Origin of the sequence: Streptococcus sp. CCH5-D3, from assembly GCF_001556435.1 — a bacterium.
Taxonomy (GTDB): domain Bacteria; phylum Bacillota; class Bacilli; order Lactobacillales; family Streptococcaceae; genus Streptococcus.
In genome coordinates, this window is record NZ_LSIW01000081.1 from 1 (window position 1) to 22,926 (window position 22,926).

General features: G+C 40.5%; 19 protein-coding genes and 1 other annotated feature. Of the genes, 2 read left to right on the top strand and 17 right to left on the bottom strand.

Going from position 1 to position 22,926, the window contains the following annotated elements; genetic code table 11:
• Positions 1 to 166 precede the first annotated feature (166 nt).
• Entirely contained in the window at positions 167 to 817 is a 651-nt protein-coding gene (locus AX662_RS05470) for a DUF6287 domain-containing protein (RefSeq protein WP_060971846.1), read from the bottom strand.
• Between the two features lie 129 nt (positions 818 to 946).
• The gene (locus AX662_RS05475) at positions 947 to 2,785 is read right to left on the bottom strand and encodes an SH3 domain-containing protein (RefSeq protein WP_060971847.1); all 1,839 of its coding nucleotides are present in this window, start codon (positions 2,783 to 2,785) and stop codon (positions 947 to 949) included.
• Positions 2,786 to 3,547: 762 nt separating this feature from the next.
• On the opposite strand from AX662_RS05475, the gene AX662_RS05480 reads away from it, so the two are divergent.
• Together AX662_RS05480 and AX662_RS05485 are read left to right on the top strand one after the other, a co-directional pair.
• Entirely contained in the window at positions 3,548 to 4,801 is a 1,254-nt protein-coding gene (locus AX662_RS05480) for a hypothetical protein (RefSeq protein WP_060971848.1), read from the top strand.
• 80 nt (positions 4,802 to 4,881) lie between these two features.
• The gene (locus AX662_RS05485; RefSeq protein ID WP_060971849.1) at positions 4,882 to 5,505 is read left to right on the top strand and encodes a hypothetical protein; all 624 of its coding nucleotides are present in this window, start codon (positions 4,882 to 4,884) and stop codon (positions 5,503 to 5,505) included.
• Between the two features lie 139 nt (positions 5,506 to 5,644).
• Here the strand turns inward: AX662_RS05485 and rplL are convergent, their stop codons facing one another.
• The 15 genes from rplL to AX662_RS05560 form a co-directional block, all read right to left on the bottom strand.
• Complete coding sequence (gene rplL / locus AX662_RS05490) at positions 5,645 to 6,013, bottom strand: 50S ribosomal protein L7/L12 (protein WP_004183006.1); 369 nt, start codon at positions 6,011 to 6,013, stop codon at positions 5,645 to 5,647.
• A gap of 74 nt (positions 6,014 to 6,087) precedes the next feature.
• The gene (gene rplJ, locus AX662_RS05495) at positions 6,088 to 6,591 is read right to left on the bottom strand and encodes a 50S ribosomal protein L10 (RefSeq protein WP_003095623.1); all 504 of its coding nucleotides are present in this window, start codon (positions 6,589 to 6,591) and stop codon (positions 6,088 to 6,090) included.
• Between the two features lie 31 nt (positions 6,592 to 6,622).
• Positions 6,623 to 6,759 (bottom strand) — a sequence feature (ribosomal protein L10 leader region).
• Between the two features lie 122 nt (positions 6,760 to 6,881).
• A complete protein-coding gene (locus AX662_RS05500; protein ID WP_060971850.1) occupies positions 6,882 to 8,090 on the bottom strand; it encodes an ABC transporter permease in 1,209 nt (402 codons plus the stop codon).
• Positions 8,091 to 8,099: 9 nt separating this feature from the next.
• The gene (locus tag AX662_RS05505) at positions 8,100 to 8,786 is read right to left on the bottom strand and encodes an ABC transporter ATP-binding protein (protein WP_155124436.1); all 687 of its coding nucleotides are present in this window, start codon (positions 8,784 to 8,786) and stop codon (positions 8,100 to 8,102) included.
• Between the two features lie 10 nt (positions 8,787 to 8,796).
• Entirely contained in the window at positions 8,797 to 10,050 is a 1,254-nt protein-coding gene (locus AX662_RS05510; protein WP_060971851.1) for an efflux RND transporter periplasmic adaptor subunit, read from the bottom strand.
• Positions 10,051 to 10,113: 63 nt separating this feature from the next.
• Complete coding sequence (locus AX662_RS05515) at positions 10,114 to 10,869, bottom strand: class I SAM-dependent methyltransferase (protein WP_060971852.1); 756 nt, start codon at positions 10,867 to 10,869, stop codon at positions 10,114 to 10,116.
• 367 nt (positions 10,870 to 11,236) lie between these two features.
• Positions 11,237 to 14,416 carry a carbamoyl-phosphate synthase large subunit gene (gene carB / locus AX662_RS05520; protein ID WP_060971853.1) on the bottom strand — a complete coding sequence of 1,060 codons (3,180 nt, stop codon included), beginning with the start codon at positions 14,414 to 14,416 and terminating at the stop codon, positions 11,237 to 11,239.
• A 227-nt stretch (positions 14,417 to 14,643) separates the two neighbouring features.
• On the bottom strand, positions 14,644 to 15,732 hold the full coding sequence (locus AX662_RS05525) for a carbamoyl phosphate synthase small subunit (RefSeq protein WP_060971854.1): 1,089 nt from the start codon (positions 15,730 to 15,732) through the stop codon (positions 14,644 to 14,646).
• Between the two features lie 162 nt (positions 15,733 to 15,894).
• A complete protein-coding gene (locus tag AX662_RS05530; protein ID WP_060971855.1) occupies positions 15,895 to 16,821 on the bottom strand; it encodes an aspartate carbamoyltransferase catalytic subunit in 927 nt (308 codons plus the stop codon).
• Between the two features lie 24 nt (positions 16,822 to 16,845).
• Complete coding sequence (locus AX662_RS05535; RefSeq protein ID WP_048676126.1) at positions 16,846 to 18,123, bottom strand: uracil-xanthine permease family protein; 1,278 nt, start codon at positions 18,121 to 18,123, stop codon at positions 16,846 to 16,848.
• A gap of 304 nt (positions 18,124 to 18,427) precedes the next feature.
• Positions 18,428 to 18,949 (bottom strand): bifunctional pyr operon transcriptional regulator/uracil phosphoribosyltransferase PyrR, encoded by a 522-nt coding sequence (gene pyrR / locus AX662_RS05540; RefSeq protein ID WP_002890254.1) that lies wholly within the window; start codon positions 18,947 to 18,949, stop codon positions 18,428 to 18,430.
• Positions 18,950 to 19,169: 220 nt separating this feature from the next.
• Positions 19,170 to 20,060 (bottom strand): RluA family pseudouridine synthase, encoded by an 891-nt coding sequence (locus AX662_RS05545; protein WP_002886027.1) that lies wholly within the window; start codon positions 20,058 to 20,060, stop codon positions 19,170 to 19,172.
• The gene (gene lspA / locus AX662_RS05550) at positions 20,044 to 20,505 is read right to left on the bottom strand and encodes a signal peptidase II (protein WP_021144555.1); all 462 of its coding nucleotides are present in this window, start codon (positions 20,503 to 20,505) and stop codon (positions 20,044 to 20,046) included. The genes AX662_RS05545 and lspA overlap by 17 nt, the downstream gene beginning before the upstream one ends.
• 8 nt (positions 20,506 to 20,513) lie before the next feature.
• Entirely contained in the window at positions 20,514 to 21,419 is a 906-nt protein-coding gene (locus AX662_RS05555) for a LysR family transcriptional regulator (protein ID WP_021144556.1), read from the bottom strand.
• Between the two features lie 115 nt (positions 21,420 to 21,534).
• Complete coding sequence (locus AX662_RS05560; RefSeq protein ID WP_060971856.1) at positions 21,535 to 22,773, bottom strand: CD20-like domain-containing protein; 1,239 nt, start codon at positions 22,771 to 22,773, stop codon at positions 21,535 to 21,537.
• Between the last annotated feature and the right edge of the window lie 153 nt (positions 22,774 to 22,926).

Sequence of the window (22,926 nt, forward strand, 5' to 3'; positions counted from 1 at the left end):
CCATTAGTATACCAAATTTATTTGACTTGTTCACACCTAAATCATAAACTGTCCATTTTTTGTCATAATCGGAAAATGACCGACTTATACTTACATTTTCGTTATTTTCCAAAAAAGCAAAAGGAAAAGTAAAAAGATTACTAAATAAATAGCAATCTTTTTCATACTAGTTACGGTAATATGGTCCATTTGCCCCAATAACAAGATAATCTGAGCTTCCTACTCCTCCTGCCACAACGGATAAGGCTACACTATCATCTTGAGATACCACCGATGCATTGAATGTATTATCTGAAACTCCTTGAGGCTTCAATTGAGCAGTATAACCTGTTGAGTTTTTAATAATTGTACCATCAGCGTTAATTGTAACTGATTCACCATTCGCATTAGTCCAAGTTCCCACAATAGAGCTAATATCACCATTATCAAGGGCACCAAAGTTAAGTGATGATTGACTATTATTTGTACCCTTCTCAGATTTATCCTTATCTGTTCCAACTGTAGCTTCAGCCACTTGACCACCATCTGTAGTGCCTGCTTGAGCTTGTTCTTGAGAAGAAGCTTTAGGTGTCACTACTGAGGCCTGATTGTCATTTTCTTCATTTGTGACTGCTGAAGATGATGATTGAGCTGATTTCTTATCCTTCTTAACAGCTTTACTTGAGCTTGAATATGACTTCTTAACTGTTTTGACTGAACTGCTACTTGTGCCAACACGAGCTGATTCATGGCTGTTAAATTTAGTCACCAAAAAGATAGCGAGAATAACTACGATAAGAGCTAATACTAAACCAATAAGTTTGCTTGTATTTTTCATGAGTGATGTTCCTTTATTGATTATTTTTTGTCATAAATATAACATTTTTATTTCTATATTTCAATACTATTACACAAAAATATAGAAATATTTTTATGACATCTTCTAAAATTGGATAGCCTTTAAAACTTAACTGATCTCAATATAACGACGTGCACCTGAATATGATAAATAAGAAATCCAATAATGACCATCTGCCTGAATAAGGCTATCATAATTTACTGTATTTCCAGCATCATAATATGCCAACTCAGGTGCAGAAATCTTTGGTTCTGCTTTGATACTTGCATGGCCTTTAAAAGTATAAACACCACTATTAGGAATTGATGGTTTAGAAGGATTAGATGTAGTTGAAGCACTTTCTACAGTTGTCGTTGTTCCACCTACACCAATTTGTTTACCACTATCAATAACATAATAAAGATGGATAAGATATTCTCCTCTGTCATTCTTATGATCACTAATTTTTACAGAAGTCTTATAGGTACCATCAGATTGTTTAACAGCTTTATACCATTTCAAGTCATCTTGTCCATTTTTTGCTGACCAAATTGGAACTTGAACTTCTTTTAGTCCAACATTACTTGAAACATTCGAGATAACAACATCAAAAGTACCTGATTGGTCATTCTTATTTGTAACGTTAATGGTTCCTTTAACCTCTGGTTTTACCTCAGTTGAAAGCTTTTGTACTGGAATATAGCGACGGTTTCCTGCATATGATAGATAAGAAATCCAGACATAACCATCTGCTTGGAGTGTTTTATCATAATTGACAGTATTCCCTGCTTCATAATAGGCTAGTTCTGGAGCAGACATTTTAGGTTCCGCCTTAATACTTACTCGCTCAGTAAATTGATAGGCTCCAGACGATGCTAAGCTACCACCCGTATTATTTGTTGGTGTAGGAGCATCGGGAATACTTGTATTTCCACCTTTTAAGTCTTTAAAATGGATGTAACCACTTGCAGAGTTTCTAGGAATAAACCTATGGTTATATCGATTTGTATATCCATAATTATATTCTTCAATCTCAACATTTTCCCCATTTACACCTACAACCCATGCAACATGAAATCCCTTATTACCAGTAAACCACGCAACTGAGCCAGCTGCCGGATTCATGTCAACACGATAGCCTTCATTTTGAGCACGATATCCCCATTGATTTGCATTACCATATGCATAAGGAATTGTAAATCCATTCACTGTACTCAATCTGTAAGCTACAAAAGAGACACATTCACGTTTATATAATCCCCAAGGATCAACTTCAGCATAAGGTATTGCAGCATTCGGCCATGGGTAGTTGTCTCCAATAACAGTACTTCTTGACATTGGTCGTCTAATATTTCCAACACTGAATAATCGCGAATAACCAGTACTTGGTGTTGATGGTTTATTATCTGTTATAATTTCAGGAACTTTTGGCTCAGAAATTTTCTCTGTTACAGTAACTTTTTCAGTCTTCTTATCTTCACGCACCTCAGACTCAACTTTTTTATTTACCTCATTAGAAATGTTTGGAGTAGTAATTTTTCTATCAGATGCCTTATCAGTATTTGTCGCTACGTTAACCTTTTCTTCTACTGTTGATATCGCTTCAGTAGTATTTTCAACTTTGTGAGTTTCATTCGTAGTAACTGTTTCAACACGCTGAGAACTTTCACTTGTCTTTTCTGGAGTCACAGCAGCTGAAGGAGCTTCAGCAGGTGCTAAACTTTCCTTTGGAATTGAAACATTAGCTTCAGAAAGAACAATCTCAGAGTTTGAAGAAGTTACTTTATCTGATACAACTCCATTATCACTAGTAATACTTGTAGTTGAATCAGAAACAGCTACTTGCTCATCAGCATGAGCAGTCTGTACACCAGAAAGTAGGAAAACTCCTAAAAGAACAGAAGCAGCACCAAAAGAGTACTTACGAATTGAGAAACGTTGAGCAACATGGTAAAAACTATTTTTCATAATAATATCTCCTTGTCTTTTTCATAACTCTTTCCTATGCAAAAGAGTATAGCACGACTATCCTTATCAAACTGTGTAAGTCATAAACAGTCAAAAAATTGTCAATACTAGCAATTTATTATATTCGTTTATCGGAAATTTTCTATCATTCTAAAAATATATGTCCTTTGAAAACAAATATCGAGTCAGTTACATGTTTTATTTTTAGCGTCTATTTAGAATGATAGTCATTAAATCGTGTTGATAAAGAACAATTAGGATACCTTTCTAAAACCTCTCGAACAGTGGACAAATCTATACCATGTCCATTCCCTTTGCTTGAGTAACTAATTTTAAAGATATGATATAGAGTATATTGATAAATTCTTGAGAAGTATTTACTCTTTTAGTGCTGCTTTCCATACCAGCCTCAAATATCTCTAGTCTTCCCAGTTTATATACGTGTCAATTGACGTATTGATAAAACCTCTTCACAATCACTTAAATATAAAGGCGAGATTCTTTTAATCTCTTTTTTTATTTAGAAAAATAGCTTACCTTTGCCAACAGAGAGGTGAATTTTTCCAAATAATTTTGGAAAAAGAGGATGCAATCCTAGCCGTCTGCAAGACCACAATAATAATGACTCTGTCATTATGTATATTGTGTTATAAGCAGCGTCAGACTCTGCGGACTGTCTTCATCATCCCCTAAAAAATTCGTCATAATCTGTTTTTTTATTTTCAACTTATCAGACATAATCAATAAATAAAGGAGAAAGTTATGGACAATGCATATACTATTTCAGCTCACTTTGGAAAAAAGATGAGTCGTGATCATAATATTCGTAATCGCAACATAACCAACTCGGAGGATCATATACATCCCGAAGGTTATTTTAAAATCATAGAAGACCGACCTATAAAACAGGCTTATTATAAAATTTTCGGACAGGCTGTGCTTGAATATAATTCGAAACAAACTCGGTCTGACAGACAAATTATAGACTATCATACGAAAGTACTTTCAGCTTATAAACGTGATCCCAATCGTAATCCTGCTACCAGCCACGAAGCGATTTTTACAATTGGAAATGTTAACCATCATCCCACAATCGTAGAATCAGAAAAGATTCTAACAGATTTTTTAGATCAATTCAAAAAAAATAACCCTAATGCCGTCGTTTTCGGCGCTTATTTCCATGCAGATGAACCTGGTTCTGCCCCTCACCTTCATGTTGATTTCATATTAGTCAAACGACAAAATAAAAGAGGCTTAAGCATTCAAGTCGGTCAAGAAGGTGCCCTTAAAGAAATGGGCTACTACACAACAGGTTCTAAAAAAAATAAGGATTTAGTAACAGCACAGACGAGATGGCAAGCAGCTCAACGCGAACTACTTCGAACAACGGCTAGAAATCATGGAGTTCAAGTTCAAGAAAGTGGCAAATCTAAAACAATAGCTAACCATCTGGATACTGAGATTTACAAACGAACTACAAAACTTAAAAACTTGGATCAAAAAATTGAGGAGAAAAAGATGTGGGCTGAAAATGCTAAATCTGAAGCAGAGAAAAATAAAAAGGAGCTGTCAGAGATCTTGAAAACTAAACAAGAGTTAGACATTGAAATTCAGATGAAAAAAGCAAACCTCGAAGAGATTACTAAAATTAAAAAGAAAAATAAAGAATTAAGAGAGGAGAATACTTTTTTAAAGAAATCAATTAATATTCTGCAAGAGAGTATCGATCTAGCCGAAAGTTGCTTCAAAACATATTTCTTAAAAAATAAAGAGAACCTCTGGAATATATTTAAACAAAAACTGTCTGAAACATTTGGTTCTAAAAAATACGAACGTTATAATATTATTCGTCATGATACAGAGTTAAATGAAAAACTTGCACAACACGAACGAGATTACTTAGAGGGTGAAAGACGTGATCCACCCCCTACTTTGCTATTTGGATATGATGCTAAAACAGATAATGAATCAGATTTTCATTGTGAAGAATTGACTGTTGAAAATGAAAATTTATAAAAAGGTTAGTTCTCGTATTTTTTCTACGACTAATATCAAACATAATATATTTAGAAAAATTGAAAATAAGGAGATAATAAATGATGAATCATGTCAATTCCCAAATAAAAAATAGGAGAAGAAATACAGTTATTGCAAGAGGAAAAATCATAAATATAGAAAATAATGAGGATTACTCTTACTTAAAATTATTTATTCGAAATGGCGCTGGACTAAGACATACTTACTTAATATTTAGATATGATCCAAAAATATTTTATATTAGTAAAAATCAATATGTGATAATTACAGCACATATTGAAAATAAACAAAATAGTTTTGGAGGTGTTGATCAATTTATCATAATTGATTCAATTTCTGAATCGCAAAGTGAACTATCTGAGCACTTTTTTGATAATCAAAAGAAATTAGGATTCTCGTATCCCAAACCATACGCAAAATGTTATGTATACGGAGAAGTCATTCATAAATTCGAAAAAAATAATTCTAATTGGATCGAACTTATTGTTAAGGACAATTTTGACTTCACAGTCAAACTCCAATATAGTAAAAAAATGCGAGTATCAGATATAAATTATGATGTAGGAGACAATCTATTCATATATGCTTTAATTATTTCAAGCGAAAAGACAATAAATCAAAAAAAGCGTTCATATTTCAATCTCATAGTAGAGGATATGATAAACAAAACCAATCTAAAATAGAAAAACAAAAAAACTGCCAAAAATAAATTTGGCAGTTTTTTTGGTAGGGAACCTATTAATTCAAACAGTTTCTCATAATCGCTTATCGCAATAAAAAACCGGTATAGTAGGATTCCGCAATTAAATAGCTATATGACTATTATTTAAGAGTAACTGAAGCTCCAGCTTCTTCAAGTTTAGCTTTGATTTCTTCAGCTTCAGCTGCAGCAACACCTTCTTTAATAACTGATGGTGCACCGTCAACGATAGCTTTAGCTTCTTTAAGACCTTCGCCTGTGATTTCACGTACAACTTTGATAACGCCAACTTTTTTGTCGCCTGCAGATGTCAATTCAACGTCGAATGAATCTTTAGCAGCACCAGCGTCAGCAGCACCAGCTGCAGCAGCAGCTACAGGAGCAGCAGCAGTTACGCCAAACTCTTCTTCGATAGCTTTTACAAGGTCGTTCAATTCAAGGATTGAAGCTTCTTTAATTTCAGCAATAATGTTTTCAATGTTCAATGCCATTGTGATTTCCTCCAAATGTGTTTTTTAATATAGTGTTTTAAACGTAGCTTAGGCTACGAGTTGTGAAGATGGGCTTATGCAGCACCGTCTTCTTTGCTTTCTGCAACCGCTTTGACAGCGTATGCAACGTTGCGCACTGGCGCTTGAAGTACAGAAAGGAGCATAGAAAGCATACCTTCTTTGTTTGGAAGTGATGCAAGAGCGTTGATTTCTTCGACTGAAGTGAACGCACCGTCAACAACACCACCTTTGATTTCAAGAGCTTCTGCGTCTTTAGCAAATTCGCTAATAACTTTTGCTGGTGCGATAACATCTTCGTTTGAGAATGCTACTGCAGATGGACCAACAAAAAGTTCTTTAAGGTCTTCAAGACCTGCTTCTTCAGCTGCACGGCTCAAGATAGAGTTTTTGATAACTTTAAATTCAACGCCTGATTCACGAAGATTACGACGAAGAACTGTATCTTGGTCAACTGTAAGTCCACGAGAGTCAACAACAACGATAGATGCTGCTGCTTTCATTTTCTCAGCGACGATAGCAACCTGTTCAGCTTTTTTAGCAATAATAGCTTCACTCATTAGTAGTTTTACCTCCGTTTTTATTTTTGGGCTAGGCACAAAAAAATCGTACCTAAACCTAGACACGAAAGTACAATACGTTACAAAAAAATAGTTACGTTTTGTGCCTCGGTTGGATGTTTACGAGTCTTGCTCCCCAACTGTCTTAGGTCAGTTTTTTCAAACCTTATTTATAATATCATGACCTAAATCAGACGTCAAGAAAAAAATGCAATTTTTTTATTTTTTTCTCTATCTTTTTTCGAAGACCATAAAACCTCTCAAAATCTAAAGATTTCAAGAGGTTATTTCTAATCATACCTAAGGGCCTCGATAGGATCGAGTTTTGAAGCTTTATTAGCCGGTAGAAGGCCAAAGATAATCCCTACAGCTGCTGAGAAGGCTATGCTTCCCATGGCTACACCAAGAGAAACCGTCGCTTTAAGGTCCATGGCATTCCCAATTGGTCCAACAACTAGGGCTGCAAAGCCTAGCCCAATCAAACCTCCCAGAATGGTCAGAACCATCGACTCAATCAAAAACTGAGTCAAGATTTTACGACGTGTAGCACCTAAAGCCTTACGAAGACCAATCTCTCGTGTCCGCTCAGTTACCGAAACCAACATGATGTTCATAACACCGATTCCGCCAACTAATAATGAAATCCCAGCAATAGCTCCGACAACGGTGGTAATGGTTCCAAAGATCGTATTCACCTGATCTAGGGCCGAACTCATATCTGCTGCCTTATATTCTCCATTGTCATCTTGGGCCAACTGGGTCAAGCGTTTAGCAGCATCCTTAGCAACGCTACTACTATTTTTCACATCGGTCACATGGAAAAAAATCTGGCCAATAGCATCAGTGTTATTTTCAGCCGCTAACTGGGTATTGGCCACAAGAGCTGTTCCAATTTCACCATAAGCACCGATTGCTGTGTCTTTATTCTTATAAACACCAATCACACGATAATCATTGTTCCCAATAGTAACCACTTGGTTAAGGGCATCCCCATTCGTCTCAAAGAGTTTTTTAGCCACCATCTGATCAATGACAATAACTCGTGAAAAGTTTTTATAATCATTGTCTTGCAAGGAACGTCCTGTCAACATTTCTAACTTTTTAGCTTTAAAGTAGCCCTGACTGGCACCTGTGATATTAACATTCTTCACGGTCTTTTTTTGGAGGGAGATAGAGGAAGTTAGGCTGTTAGTCACAAAATAACTATCAATACCAGGCGTCTGCCTAGCCACTTGCTCCAACCAAACTTCTTTAACCGGTTTGGTAGGTTGTGCCAAATCTGCATAGGCAGGATCTAGCTCCTCACCCTTGGCTTCATAGTAGACTTGAACTGTATCCTTGTCACCAGTCACACTATCGGTAACACTCTGACGCATTCCATTTCCTAGCCCCATGATAAGTACTACCGCAGCAACACCAATGATAATTCCCAACATGGTCAGGAAGGACCGCATCTTGTGTGAACGAATAGAACTAAGAGCAAATTTCCAATTTTCCATTCTTACCTCCTAGTCAATCCGAACGCTGTCCGTCGTGTCCTGGGTGATTTCACCATCACGAATGACAATCTTACGTCGGGCATAGTCCGCAATCTCTGGCTCATGAGTAACCATGATGATAGTCTTTCCTTCACGGTTCAGCTGGGTTAAGAGCTCCATAATCTGCATCCCTGTCTTGGTATCAAGAGCACCTGTAGGTTCATCCGCCAAAATGATTGCCGGATCGTTAGACAGTGCACGCGCAATGGCAACCCTCTGCTTCTGTCCACCAGACAGCTCCGATGGTAGGTGATGGCTACGGTCTGACAAGCCAACTTTTTCCAAGAATTGTTGTGCCCTTTGCTTACGTTCACGTGGAGATTTCCCTGCATAAATCAAGGGAAGCTCTACGTTCTTTTGGGCACTTAACTTTGGCAAGAGAAAAAACTGTTGAAAGATAAAGCCAATCTGGTCATTTCTTACCTTGGCTAGACGATTTTCAGAGAGTTCAGCCACATCCTCGCCCTCGAGTTGATAGGAACCTGTAGTCGGTTGATCAAGAAGTCCGATAATATTCATGAGGGTTGATTTCCCTGAACCAGAAGGACCCATGATAGCCACAAAATCACCTTCTTCAACTGACAAGTCAATACCCTTAAGGACCTGCAAAGACTCTTGACCATTTTTGAAAGACTTGGTGATGCTCTTTAAAACCATAAGTGCTGGCTTAGTCACTAGACCTCACCTCTTCTCCACTAGTGTCTTTTGATTGTTTGCTATCAGCATCCGTCACATCTTTTAGGGTTTCGCCATCCTTAAAGGATTTATCTGCCTTGGTGATAACTTTTTGACCTTCTTTAAGTCCTGAAGCAATTTCCTGTTGCTTGGCATCCGCATTGCCAAGTTTAACCTTGACTTGCTTAATTTTCTGAGTTTCATCATCGTAAACCCAGACATAGTTGTCAGAGCCTTTCTTGGTCACAGCAGTTACAGGAACCAACAAGGCATCATCATCTTTGGTCACTTCAAGTGATACATTAAAACCTTGCTTCAGTTTTCCGATTGGACTGGTCAATTGAACCTTGTATTCATACTGAGAACCTGACTGACCTGAGTTGCCAGATGTCCCCGTTGACTGGTTGGCATTTTGCTTAGGATAATTGGAAACATAGCTGACCTTCCCTGTCCAAGTTTGGTCTGGGTATACTTTGGAAGTAATCTTGACCTTTTGCCCCACTGAAATATTTGGAATGTCATATTCTGTTAAGGTCCCTTGAATCTCAAATTGGCCTTCACTTGTCACATGAACTAGGGTTTGGCTCTCTTTTGAAGCAGGGTCCACAGAGTCCGCAACTTCTACGACTGTCCCATTAGCATCTGAAACAATCACTGTTTGGTTGAGAACATCTTGTGCCTTTTCTAGCTCCGATGCTGCATTGGCAATAGCATCATTATAATCTTGCAAGGTTTGGTAATTACTTGCCTCGGTTTGCTGACGCTGTTGAGGACTAACGGTAGTTGTCGAATCATCCTCATCCGAATCACTACTTGTTTGTGCTGAAGCCGCAGGAGTCGTCCCATACTGTTGGAAATAATTACGGTCACGAACTGCCTTATTGTAGGCACGACTAGCCGTATCATAAGCCGCTTGGGCTGAGGTGCTGTCGTATTGGACCAGTTGCTGACCGACGCTAACTTCCTCACCCACAGAGACTGTCACAGTGGCATTGCGTCCAATGGTATTGTCAAAATAAACATACTGTTCCGACTGAGCCTTCACCATGCCAGTCAGAAGGGTCGACGAGGCTAGCTGCCCCTTAGTTACCTTACTTGCTGTAGGGGACTCAGAAGCCTTATCTTTCTTGCCACCACCTGCAAAAAGGTTAAAGCCTAGAACCAAAAGGACAAGGAAGCCGATTCCTCCAATGATCCAAACTCTTTTTTTATTTTTAAATAACTTTGGACTGATTTTCTTTCGCATATGTCTCTCTTTTCTTTTTGTATCACATAAGTAAAACAATTGTAATACTTTTAACTTTCAGTGTCAATGGCCTTCGTTTACATCCATGACACCATAATGTAGCTTTTGATTGGGCCGAACCTGGCGTTCAAAACCAAGTTCTTCAAAAACGATATCTCGAAAATGTGCCTTGATGATAATTTTTTCCCGTGCAACACGTTTAGCTTCTTTTAGCCATTCTTCTGTCAGACGGCTACCATTAGCTAGAGGTTTGATAGCTTGTAGATTTTCCGATTCCTTGATGATCTCTGAAAACATAGGATCGGCATAGATGATATCAAAAGAGTGATCAGACTGAGATTTCAAAAAGGATAGGCTATCGCTCTTAATAGCTTTAATAGAACGCATGGCCTTTTCAAGCTGCTTATCATCCGTCTGATAAGAGGCAAGACCACGAGAAACCACCTGAAAAATCACATCTTGACTCTCAAGGGCAGTCACCTGATTTCCCGCTGCTGCCATCACTAGGCTATCAGAAGCCAAACCCATAGTCGTGTCAAGAATAGCCTTGGGAGACTTACCTAAAAGACTGACTAAAGCGTCATGGGGAGCCTTAATCCTGAGAGCAGCCGTATCTGGATGGAAGGTCAACTCACTAGCATCCGAATTGATAAAAGACAGTCTATCTTTATATAGGAGATAGAAAGGTCCAAAGTGCTCTAAACATTTCGCCAAAGATAACTTGCGCCGAGGCTGGTAGTCAGCTCCGAGGTCGAGAGCTAGTTCTTGGGCACGCGCAATCAAGGTCTCGTTTCCCCGTAAAGATGTCGTAATAATCATGTTTCTAGTATAGCAGAATTTAAGTAGTCTAAACCATGGTCTTAGCTTTCATTTTTAACTTTCTAGCTTACATTTGTGTAAGAAAACTCCTCAGCAAGGTTGAGATTCAGAACATAATTAAACTATTTTTAAATATGAAATAGATTTTGCGAACCTAGTCAGCTTAGACCGAGACTTTTGGCAGTGATGAAAACGCCTGAAGCAATTAGTCTCAGGCGTTCGGAAGTTTTGAGACGTTCGGCTCAAAACTTAGTCATGGAACTTCGAAGAAGATCGCTGACGTCCGCCATCACCCAAGAAAAGTCTCAAAAGAAAACTGTGTCTTCAATAAAAAAAGTCCCAGCAATGCTGAGACTCTGTTTTAAAATTAGATAGCTTCTGTTGTAAAGCTACGGCTTTCAAGCACACGCACCATAGCATCTGCTGTATCAAGCGCTGTGAAGAGTGGAATTCCAGCTTCAATAGCTGAGCTACGGATAGCTGCTCCGTCTTCGTCATAAGTACGTTTGTTACCAACCGTATTGATAATAGCTTGCGCTTTACCTGTACGAACGAGGGCTGGAATGTCGTTATCATCATTTTCACCCAATTTGTTAACAAGCGTTGCGTGAACCCCGTGTTCATTCAAGAACTTAGCTGTTCCTTCAGTTGCGTAGATACCATAACCGATAGCATCGAAACGACGGGCCAAGTCAAGGGCTTCTTCTTTAGTATCATCATGAATAGTAAAGATGACATTACCAAAGGTTGGCAAGTGGAGGTAAGATGCTTCAAAGGCTTTATAGAGCGCTTTTTCAAGAGTCGCATCTGTACCCATAACTTCACCAGTTGACTTCATTTCAGGTCCAAGGAGGCTATCTACCTTAGCCAATTTTGTGAATGAGAAGACTGGTGCTTTGACATGGACATGGTTACTTTCTGGGTAAAGACCATCTTTGTAACCTTGCTCAGCCAATGATTTACCAAGAATCAAGTTTGTAGCAACTTGAGCCATTGCGATATCAGTAACCTTAGACAAGAATGGTACGGTACGGCTAGCACGTGGGTTAACCTCGATAACATAGACCGTTTCATCCTTAATAACGAACTGAATGTTCATCATACCGATACAGTTAAGACCAATAGCCAAGCGTTTAGTGTAGTCAGCGATAGTCTCTTGGATTTTCTTAGAAAGGGTTTGTGGTGGGTAAACTGCCATTGAGTCCCCTGAGTGAACCCCTGCACGCTCGATGTGTTCCATAATACCTGGAATCAAGACATCCTTACCATCAGAGATGGCATCCACTTCACACTCACGTCCGATGATATAGCTATCAACAAGAACTGGGTGGTCTGGACTTGCCTTAACGGCTGTACGCATGTAAGAACGAAGGTCATCTTCATTTTCAACAATTTCCATGGCACGTCCACCCAAAACGTATGATGGACGAACAAGAACTGGGAAGCCAATCTTACGAGCTGCTTCAACTGCTTCTTCTTCATTTGTCGCTGTTTGTCCTGGTGGTTGTGGAATGTCCAAATCTTTAAGGGCTTGTTCAAAGAGGTCACGGTCTTCGGCACGGTCAAGGTCGGCAACCTGTGTACCCAAGATTTTCACACCAGCTTTAGACAATGGCTCTGCCAAGTTGATGGCTGTTTGTCCACCAAACTGAACCACGACACCCTTAGGTTGTTCCAATTCGATAACGTTCATCACGTCTTCGAAAGTCAATGGTTCGAAGTAAAGTTTATCTGAAACTGAGAAGTCTGTTGAAACCGTCTCAGGGTTAGAGTTCATGATGATAGCTTCGTAACCTGCAGCCTGGATAGCTTTTACAGAGTGAACTGTCGCATAGTCGAACTCAACCCCTTGTCCAATACGGATAGGACCTGAACCAAGAACGATGACAGATTCTTTATCAGATTTGATTGATTCATTTTCCCACTCGTAAGTTGAGTAGAAATACGGTGTTGATGACTCGAACTCAGCTGCACAGGTATCAACCATCTTGTAGACAGGAACAATATGATTTTCCAAACGTGTCGCACGAACTTGGTCGGCTGTTTGATTCCAAAGATCAGCAATCTTACGATCAGAGAAACCGTTACGTTTAGCTTCTTTCAGAACATCAACATCGCCTACGTGAGTAGCCAATTCTTGTTCCAATTCAAAGATATGGAGCAATTTGTCAAGGAAGAAGATATCAATCTTAGTCAACTCTGACAATTCTTCAATAGTGTATCCACGACGGATGGCTTCAGAAAGGTAGAAGAGACGGTCGTCTTGAGCTTTGACAATCTTTTCAACCAAGGCATCGTCTGTGACATCCGCAAGCTCAGACATTTCATTGTGGTAAACACCGATTTCAAGTGAACGGCAGGCTTTAAGAAGTGACTCTTCGATGTTACGACCGATAGCCATAACTTCACCTGTTGCTTTCATCTGAGTACCAAGGCGACGTTCACCATGTTCAAATTTATCAAATGGGAAACGTGGAATCTTAGCAACCACATAGTCAAGAGCTGGTTCAAACATGGCATAAGTTGTACCAGTGACTGGGTTAATCATTTCATCAAGTGTCAAACCAACAGCGATCTTGGCTGCCAATTTGGCAATTGGGTAACCAGTTGCTTTTGAGGCAAGGGCTGATGAACGTGATACACGAGGGTTTACTTCGATAACATAGTACTTGAAGCTATTAGGGTCAAGAGCCAACTGTACGTTACATCCACCCTCAATTTTAAGGGCACGGATAATCTTCAAGCTGGCATCACGAAGCATTTGGTTTTCAATATCTGACAAGGTTTGCGTTGGGGCAAATACGATTGAGTCCCCTGTGTGGATACCCACTGGGTCGAAGTTTTCCATGTTACATACCACAAGAGCATTGTCTGCGGCATCACGCATAACTTCGTATTCTATTTCCTTGAAACCAGCGATAGAACGCTCAATCAAACATTGTGTTACTGGTGACAATTTCAAGCCATTTTCAGCGATTTCACGAAGTTCTTCTTCGTTGGCACACATACCACCACCAGTACCACCAAGGGTAAAGGCAGGACGCACGATAACTGGGTAACCAATTTCTGTCGCAAAGGCAACTGCTTCTTCAACCGTATTGACGATTTCAGATTCTGGAATAGGTTGTTCCAAATCTTCCATCAATTGTTTGAAGAGGTCACGGTCTTCGGCTTGGTCAATGGCAGACAATTTTGTTCCCAAAAGCTCTACTCCAAGCTCTTCAAGAATACCAGCTTTTGACAATTCCATTGCCATGTTCAAACCAGTTTGTCCCCCAAGTGTTGGCAAGAGAGCATCAGGACGCTCTTTACGAAGAATACGTGTAACAAATTCAAGCGTAATTGGTTCAATGTAAACCTTGTCTGCGATTTCTTTATCAGTCATGATTGTCGCAGGGTTAGAGTTGACAAGGACAACACTGTAACCTTCTTCTTTCAAGGCCAAGCAGGCTTGCGTACCAGCGTAGTCGAACTCAGCAGCCTGACCAATGATGATAGGACCAGACCCGATAACCATAATTTTTTTAATATCAGAACGTTTAGGCATAATTTATGATACAAAGCCCGTTAAGGACCCAGTGAAAATAGGAAACGTGACGACGCCTAAGCGTCTAGTCACCGTTTATCTTTTTCACACAGTCCTTAGGGCATGTTCACTTCCGTGAACCTGTATCTTCTCCTTTCTATTTGACAACTCTCTGGTTGTCATTAAATAAGGTAGTAGACTGGGGCGAACAAGAGTCACACCCCACTATAGTCACTAGACAGTTGCAATTAACGACGTGCTTTTTCAGCTTGGAAAGCATCAATCAATTCCAAGAACTCATCAAAGAGATAGCTAGCATCGTGTGGACCAGGTGCTGCATCTGGGTGGAATTGCACTGAGAATGCAGGGAAGTCACGGTGACGAACACCTTCAACTGACTTATCGTTAATTTCTTCATGTGTTACCATGAGGCAATCTGGAAGTGACTCACGGTCAATGGCATAACCATGGTTTTGGCTGGTGAAATCAACACGACCAGTCGCAATTTCACGAACCGCATGGTTAAATCCACGGTGACCAAACTTCATCTTGTAGGCCTTGGCACCATTCGCCAAACTAAACAATTGGTGACCCATACAAATACCAAAAATTGGAATTTTACCTTGGATGCCACGAATCATATCAAGTGCATACGGTACATCTTCAGGGTTACCTGGACCATTTGACAACATCACACCATCTGGATTAAGGTGGAGAATTTCTTCAGCAGTGATATCATGTGGCACAACAGTCACGTTACAATCACGTTTTGAAAACTCACGCAAGATAGAGTGCTTGAGACCAAAGTCAACCAAAACGATATTTTTACCAACACCTGGTGCTGGGTAGGCTGTCTTAGTTGATACCTGCTCAATATTGTTGGTTGGCAAAACAGTCGCACGCAATTGATCTTGCAAGTGCTCGATACTGTCACCAGGATTAGCCAAAGTGGCTTTCATGGTACCGTGTTGACGGATAATCTTAGTCAAGGCACGTGTATCAATACCAGAGATACCAGGGATGTTTTTCGCTTTCAAAAACTCATCCAAGGTCATTTGGTTACGCCAGTTGCTGGCACGACGGCTAGCCTCTGACACAACGACACCCTTAGTCGTTGGCGTAATTGACTCATAGTCGTCACGGTTAACACCGTAGTTACCAACAAGTGGATAAGTAAAAGTCAAAATTTGACCATTGTAAGACTGGTCTGTGATAGATTCTTGATAACCTGTCATACCAGTATTAAAGACGATTTCACCCGTCACATCCACATCAGCACCGAAGGCCTGACCTTCAAAAATAGTGCCGTCTTCCAAAATAAGTAAACGTTTTGCCATTATAGTAAATTGTTCCTTTCACTAAGATACAAAGGGCGTTAAAATCTGAATGAAAATCAAATCTAACAAAGAAGCTCTAGCCTCTAGGAAGATTTGTCTCTTTTCAAAGATTTAGCCCATGTTCTTTTTCGTCTGATTCTCTCAGGAATCGGTTAACGTTGTTTACGCTTTGCCATTTAAAATAGCTTCAATAATTGCCATACGGACAAAGACCCCGTTTTGCATCTGAGCAACGATACGAGCCTTAGGCGCCTCAACCAGGCTATCAGCAATCTCCACATCACGATTAACCGGAGCAGGGTGCATGATAATCGCCTGATCAGCTAACTTGGCATAACGTTCTTCAGTCAAACCATAGAGAGCATGGTAGTCTTCTTTTGAAAATCCTTTATCGTCCCCATGACGTTCGTGCTGAACACGAAGCAACATGAGAACATCCAAGTCCTCAATGACGTCGTCAATGGCCACATGCTGACCATAAACATCAAACTCATTCGAGTACCACTCTGCAGGACCAGCAAAATAAAGCTGAGCACCCAAACGCTTGAGAATCTGCATATTGGACTTAGCGACACGCGAATGCGTAATGTCACCCGCAATACAAATCTTAAGATTTTCAAAGGTTCCGAACTCTTCGTAAATGGTCATCAAGTCAAGCAAACACTGACTTGGGTGTTGCCCTGAACCATCACCACCATTGACAATAGAGGTCTGAATAGTCCTACTATCAATCAACTGCTTGTAGTAATCGACTTCCGAGTGGCGAACCACACAGATGTCAACGCCCAAGGCAGACATGGTCAAAATGGTATCATAGAGAGTCTCACCCTTATTCACCGAGCTAGTTCCAGCATCGAACTCAATCACATCCAAGCCAAGTTTTTTCTCAGCCACTTCGAAGGACTTGTGTGTTCGTGTTGAATTTTCAAAAAAGAGATTGGCAGCGAAATACTGTCGATCCAGCTGGAAATCAGCTCTGCCATTTTTAAAATCTCCACCTCGACGAATCAGGCCCAAGACCTCTTCATTCGTGAGGGTTTCCATGGTCACCAAATGTATCAGTGACACTTTTCCATCTGCAATCGCCATAGTTTTTCCTTTTAAATTGATTGACTAATCTTTACTACCTTTTTTAGGATCTGGCAAAATTTGATAGAGCAAGATACCAAGAATAGTTGAGCTTGCCACACCCGTGATTTGAAGACCACCAAGGTCAATCATCAAACCACCGATACCAGAAACCAAGATAACACTAGCAATCAAGAGATTCTTTTTATTATCAAAATCAATCTTATGTTCAACTAAAATTTTCAAACCGCTAGCAGCGATAACCCCAAAGAGGGCAATAGATAATCCCCCTAATACAGGAGTTGGAATAGAATGCAAGAGTGCTGATAGCTTACCAATAAAGCTCATCAAGACCGCAATCACTGCTGCGCCCGCAATAACGTAAACTGAGTAGACCTTACTGAGGGCCATAACCCCAATATTTTCACCATAAGAAGTTACCGGAGGAGCTCCAAAGAATCCAGCGATAATCTGTGCCAAACCATCACCAGTAAGGGTACGGTCAAGACCTGGATCTTTAAAGTAATCACGCTCAGTCAAACTGTTTAGAACCATGACGTGACCAAAGTGTTCAGTCATCGTCACAAAGGCAATCGGAGCCATGGTCAAAATCGCACTTGGATAGAGCTTGAAGCTATAATCCACAAATGGAATGTCAAAGTTTGGAACCTGAATCCAATGTGCCGCTGCTACCTCTGAGAAATTGATAAAGCTATGTCCTGTCAGCAAACCAAGAACCGCTGAGAAAATATAGCCCACAATTAAACCAAGTAAAATTGGGATAACACCGATAATCTTCTTGCCATACATGTTAAAGAGGATAACCGCAAAGAGGGTCACCATAGAAATCAAGAGAGCATAGATACTATAGCTTTTATTTAAAGTTGTCGCATCATTGACTGCATTAGCCGCAAGGTTCAAACCAATCACCATGATAATAGGGCCAACCACAATTGGTGGAAGGACCTTATCAATCCAGTCTTTACCCGCATACTTAACAATCAGAGCCACAAGCAAGTAAACCAAACCACCTGCCATGGCACCTTGAGCCACGGCCGCAATGCCATCAGTCTTCATAAGTGTCTGCATAGCCGCAATATAGGCAAAACTAGACCCCATGTAAGCTGGAATTTTGTACTTGGTCACCGTCAAGTGAGCCAAAGTTCCCAAACCAGATGAGAAAAGAGCAATAGCGGGATCAATCCCAACCAAAATCGGCACAAGCACCGTCGCACCAAACATGGCAAACAAGTGCTGGAATGACAAACCAACCAATAAACCAGGTTTTGGCATATCATTCACATCATATTTTACGTTATTCACGATATCAAAGGACTCCTTAAAACAAGATACAAAGGGCGTATAAAGAGCAAAGTAAAATTAGGAAATCTGACGCCGAAGCTTTAGCTTCTAGGAAGATTTATCTATTTTACACAGCTCTTAGCCCGTGTTCAATTAAACAAGATACAAAGGGACGTTTTGGCTTAGCCAAACATTTCTGTAGAAAAATAGGAAGTCGACAATGCACTCACAAGAGTGCTAGGAGACTTATCTTTTTTCCTAAGAAATGAGTCCCGTGTTCAATTAACAAGATACAAAGGGCGTTTCACCCTATCTGTCAGCCAACTTAGCTTGGATCAATAATGTTGACGCTATCTTTGCCATCAACTTCTGTCACCAACACTTCAATTTCTTCTGACTCACTTGTTGGGATATTTTTACCAACATAGTCCGCACGGATTGGCAATTCACGGTGACCACGGTCAACCAAGACAGCCAAACCAACACGCGCTGGACGTCCATGGCTAACGATATTGTCAATAGCTGCACGAATCGTACGACCTGTGTAAAGCACATCATCCACAAGGATAACATCCGTTCCATCAATTTCAATAGGGAAAACAGATGTGTCTTGTTCAGCCTTAACATCATCACGGAAAGCCTTAGTATCAAGCTCAATCAATGGCACATCAAGGTTTTCCAACTGTTTCAAGCGCTCTTGGATACGCTGAGCAATATAAACACCACGTGTCTTAATACCAGCCAAGACAATCTTGTCGAGATTTTTGTTACGCTCAATAATCTCATAAGTGATACGTGTAATGGCACGTTTCATGGTTACGTCATCGACGATTTCTTTTTTCTTCATAAAAAGAACCTTTCTAAATACAAAAAAATCCCCTCGAAAACAAGGAGATACACAAAAATATGAGTACAGTTCACCCGTACACTTCTCATGGCTCCTTGCCTGCCTCTCTGGACAGTGATTAAAGGACTTATTTAATTAGGTAAATTATAGCAAATTTCAGACTCTTTTACAAGAAAAAAACGGACGTCTCTCCCAAGAAAGACTATCCGTTTAATAACTGTTAAGCTTCTCTCAGCTTCTCCAAGGTTTCCTTGAAAATAGCAGGTTCTTCCGCTGTAAATTCGACCAATTCTCCAGTCGTAGGATGCGTGAAACCAAGGGTCTTGGCATGTAGAAATTGGCCATGGCCCTTGAGGGTCTTGCGTGGCCCATAAAGAGGATCTCCCGCCACCGGGTGACCGATATAAGCCATGTGCACACGAATCTGGTGCGTGCGACCTGTTTCCAGCTGCAACTCTACCAAGGTATAGTTGCCAAAACGTTCAAGAACGGTAAATCGTGTAACTGCAGGTTTTCCTTTAGCTGTAACCGCCTGCTTCTTGCGGTCCTTGTCTGAGCGCCCAATCGGAGCCTCAATCACGCCTCGATCGTTAGGCAGATTGCCATGCACGATAGCCACATACTTACGAAGGGACTTCTTATCCTTAAGCTCCGCCGCCAAAGCATTGTGAGCCTTATCATTCTTAGCAATCATAAGAAGACCAGACGTGTCCTTGTCGATACGGTGGACAATTCCTGGACGAACCACACCATTGATAGACGAGAGGTCCTTGACATGATACATCAGGGCATTGACCAAGGTACCAGACGTGTGACCAGCTGAGGGATGGACCACCATACCTTGAGGTTTGTTGACCACTGCCACATCCGCATCTTCGTAGATAATATCCAAAGGAATATCCTCAGCCTTGTACTCCAAGACCTCTTCTTCTGGCAATTCATAGGTGATGACATCACCCTCTTTAACCGCATACTTGGCCTTTGCCGACTTACCATTAACCAAGACTGTCCCAGCCTTGATTGCTTCATTGGCCTGACTACGTGACAATTCTGTCAAATCTGCCAAAGCCTTGTCCAGACGGTTTCCCGCCTCTTTAATGATGACTTCCATTTTCCTCTTTCCATAAGATTAAAATCAAGAGTAGCACACCCACCGTTAGATAGGAGTCTGCCACGTTAAATATCGCAAAATCAATAAAATCAAGCTGAACCATATCAACCACGTAACCCAAGTGCAGACGGTCAATAAAGTTACCAATACCACCTGAGATAATCAAAACCAAAGATAGCACCAGCCAAAGACTCTTCTGATAATTCTTAACCAGATAAACCAAAGCCGCACCAATCACTAGAACCGTCAAAATCACAAAGAAATATTTCTGATCCTGTAAAATCGAAAAGGCAGCACCACGGTTCTGTAGATAGGTCAAGCTGAAAAGTCCAGGAATAGCCTTGATAACTTGGTTAAGGGCAATATTTGCCACAACCCAATGCTTAAACCACTGATCCAAACCAATCAGAGCTAGAATAGCCAAAGGAATCACAACCTTACGCATAAATCCTCCTATGGTTTGTATGTATCAAAGTAGTCAAACATAACATTGACAAACTTGAGAGCACAAGACGACAAGTTAATCCCCTTACGACGGACATAAACCATCTTGTTATCCAAATTATCCTCAAGCGGAATCACCGTAATCCCATTCACACTTTGTGCATCCAAGAAGCCAGACCCCGTCGCATAAGCATCCGTACGTTCCAAGATACCGTTCAAAGTCGCACGGTCTGTCACGTTAAACATAAGAGATGAATCTGACGTATCCACAAAGTTCTCAGAATAGTAAAGGTACTCGTCCTTCTCCTGAGTGAAACGCACCGTAGGCAAGGCTGCCAAGTCCTCCATGACCAGACTTTCTTTTTTAGCCAGAGGATGCCCCTTACGGAGATAAATGTGAGTCTTAAACGGAATCAAATCAATAGCCTCAAGCCCAAGCTTGTCCATATTTTGCTGGATTCCCTTGCTATTTTGACGATTCAAATAGATAATCCCAATCTCACTGTGCCCCTTGGCTACCTCATCCAAAATCTGAATGGTCGTAGACTCAAAGATACGGAAATCCTTGTAATCAGGGTAACGCTCTGAAAAAGTCGTAATCAAAGGTGGCAAAAAGTCATAGTGCTGGCTGGCAATCGAAAACTGGTTCCCCTTTTCAGAAGCATTGAGATAGCGATTTTCAAAACTATCAAAACTGCGTACCACTTCAAGTGCACGTTCGTAAAAGGTCATGCCCTGACTGGTCAAGACAGCCCCCGTCGTTGTACGGGTGAAAATTTGAAAATTCAACTCCTGCTCCAAATCCTTGATAGCCACTGATAGGCTAGGCTGGCTCACAAAGAGCTTGCTGGCTGCCTCACGAAAGGTTCCGCTGTTGGCAATGGCTACGACATAACGTAGTTGTTGTATGTTCATCTGTGACACTTCTTTCTTGAAAAATCAATCAATTTTATTATACCAGATTTTATCCTCTTTTGTTGATACTAAAAAGCCCAGGCAACCCTGAGCTTGAATGACTAACAAAGTAGTCTTATTCGTCTGATTTATCTGTCAAGAAGTACTCGTTTTCACGTTTGTCATAGTCGAAGGTCAAACGAACAGTATCTACCTTACCATTTTCTGGATTATAATCTCGGTAGCTAAGACTCACTGACTGAGTGAGATCGCCCTGTTCAGTTTGTGTCATTTCATGATAAGTGAAGCTAGCCTCTGGGTGTTTTTCAACCACTTCAGAAAGTCGTGTCCCCTTAAGCAAATCAGCTTGTGTACCTACAGCCAACTTTTCATAGTCATCTTTTGTCCAGTTGCTATGATAGTCATCGACTTCTTTGACCTTATCATAGTCGAAGGTTGCTGAGGCAGATTTCAAAACATAGACACCGTCTTTTATCTCGAAAGTCAAACGAACATAGTTGTTTCCATCTGTATTTTCTTTTCTATAGGTGAGGTCTAGCAAATCTGGTTTATCTTCCTCGTAAGCATCACTATACTCGGCATCAGTCGCCTTACCGTGAGCGTCCAAGACCTCGTCCAATGTCAAAGTACCAACCTTCAACTCCTTAAACTGATCCTCAGTCCAGTCAAACTTATAATTCTCATCGATGTACAGATAAGCTCTATCGTGACCGTCACTTTGGAACTGTTCAGCATGGTTCATGACATATTTCACCGCTTGATAACCTGCTCCAGCAAGCGAAGTCATGAAGAAGATAATTGACATGACTAGGGCAATAATAGATAGTACCTTGCGTGTCGATTTCAGACTCAAAACCAAAGTCACAATAGCCAAAATGATAAGGAAGAAGGCAAGGAAGGTAAAGACAAAACCGATAGGAAGTGTCCAAGACAAAACGACAAATAGAATCCCCAAAACTAGAATAATGATTGGCAAAGCAATATTAACAAAAGCATTGTTCTTGGTTACTTTTGGTTTGTAATAAGGGTTTTCCAAAGGTATCTGACTTGCCTTTGGAGTTTCTTTTTCTTGCTCTTTCTCCAGATTCAACTCAGGCATGTGATTAGGAGCTTCCTCCTCTAATGTCACCTGAACTTCGTCTAGTTGCGTATCTGCTACTGAGTCAGCAGACACCTCTTCAGTAGTTTCAGAGCTATCCACTTGCTGAGACTCAACCTGCTCAGACACTTGGGCACTTGGTTCCTCCGAAGCGATGACAAAGCCCTCTTTCTTAGCTTCCATAAACTCCTCAGGACTTGGTTTACGACCATTGACGTCCTCAAAGTGACGCACCCATTCTTCTCTAGTTGCCATAGCTGACTCCTTTATCTCTTTTTCTTTATTTTATCATACTTTAATCTGGTCTTATGAAAATAAGGTCGGATATAAGAGATAATTTTTTGAGACTGCCTTAGGTGCTTAAGTGACAAGCTATCTCATGAAAATGGATGAAAGTCGAAAAAAAAC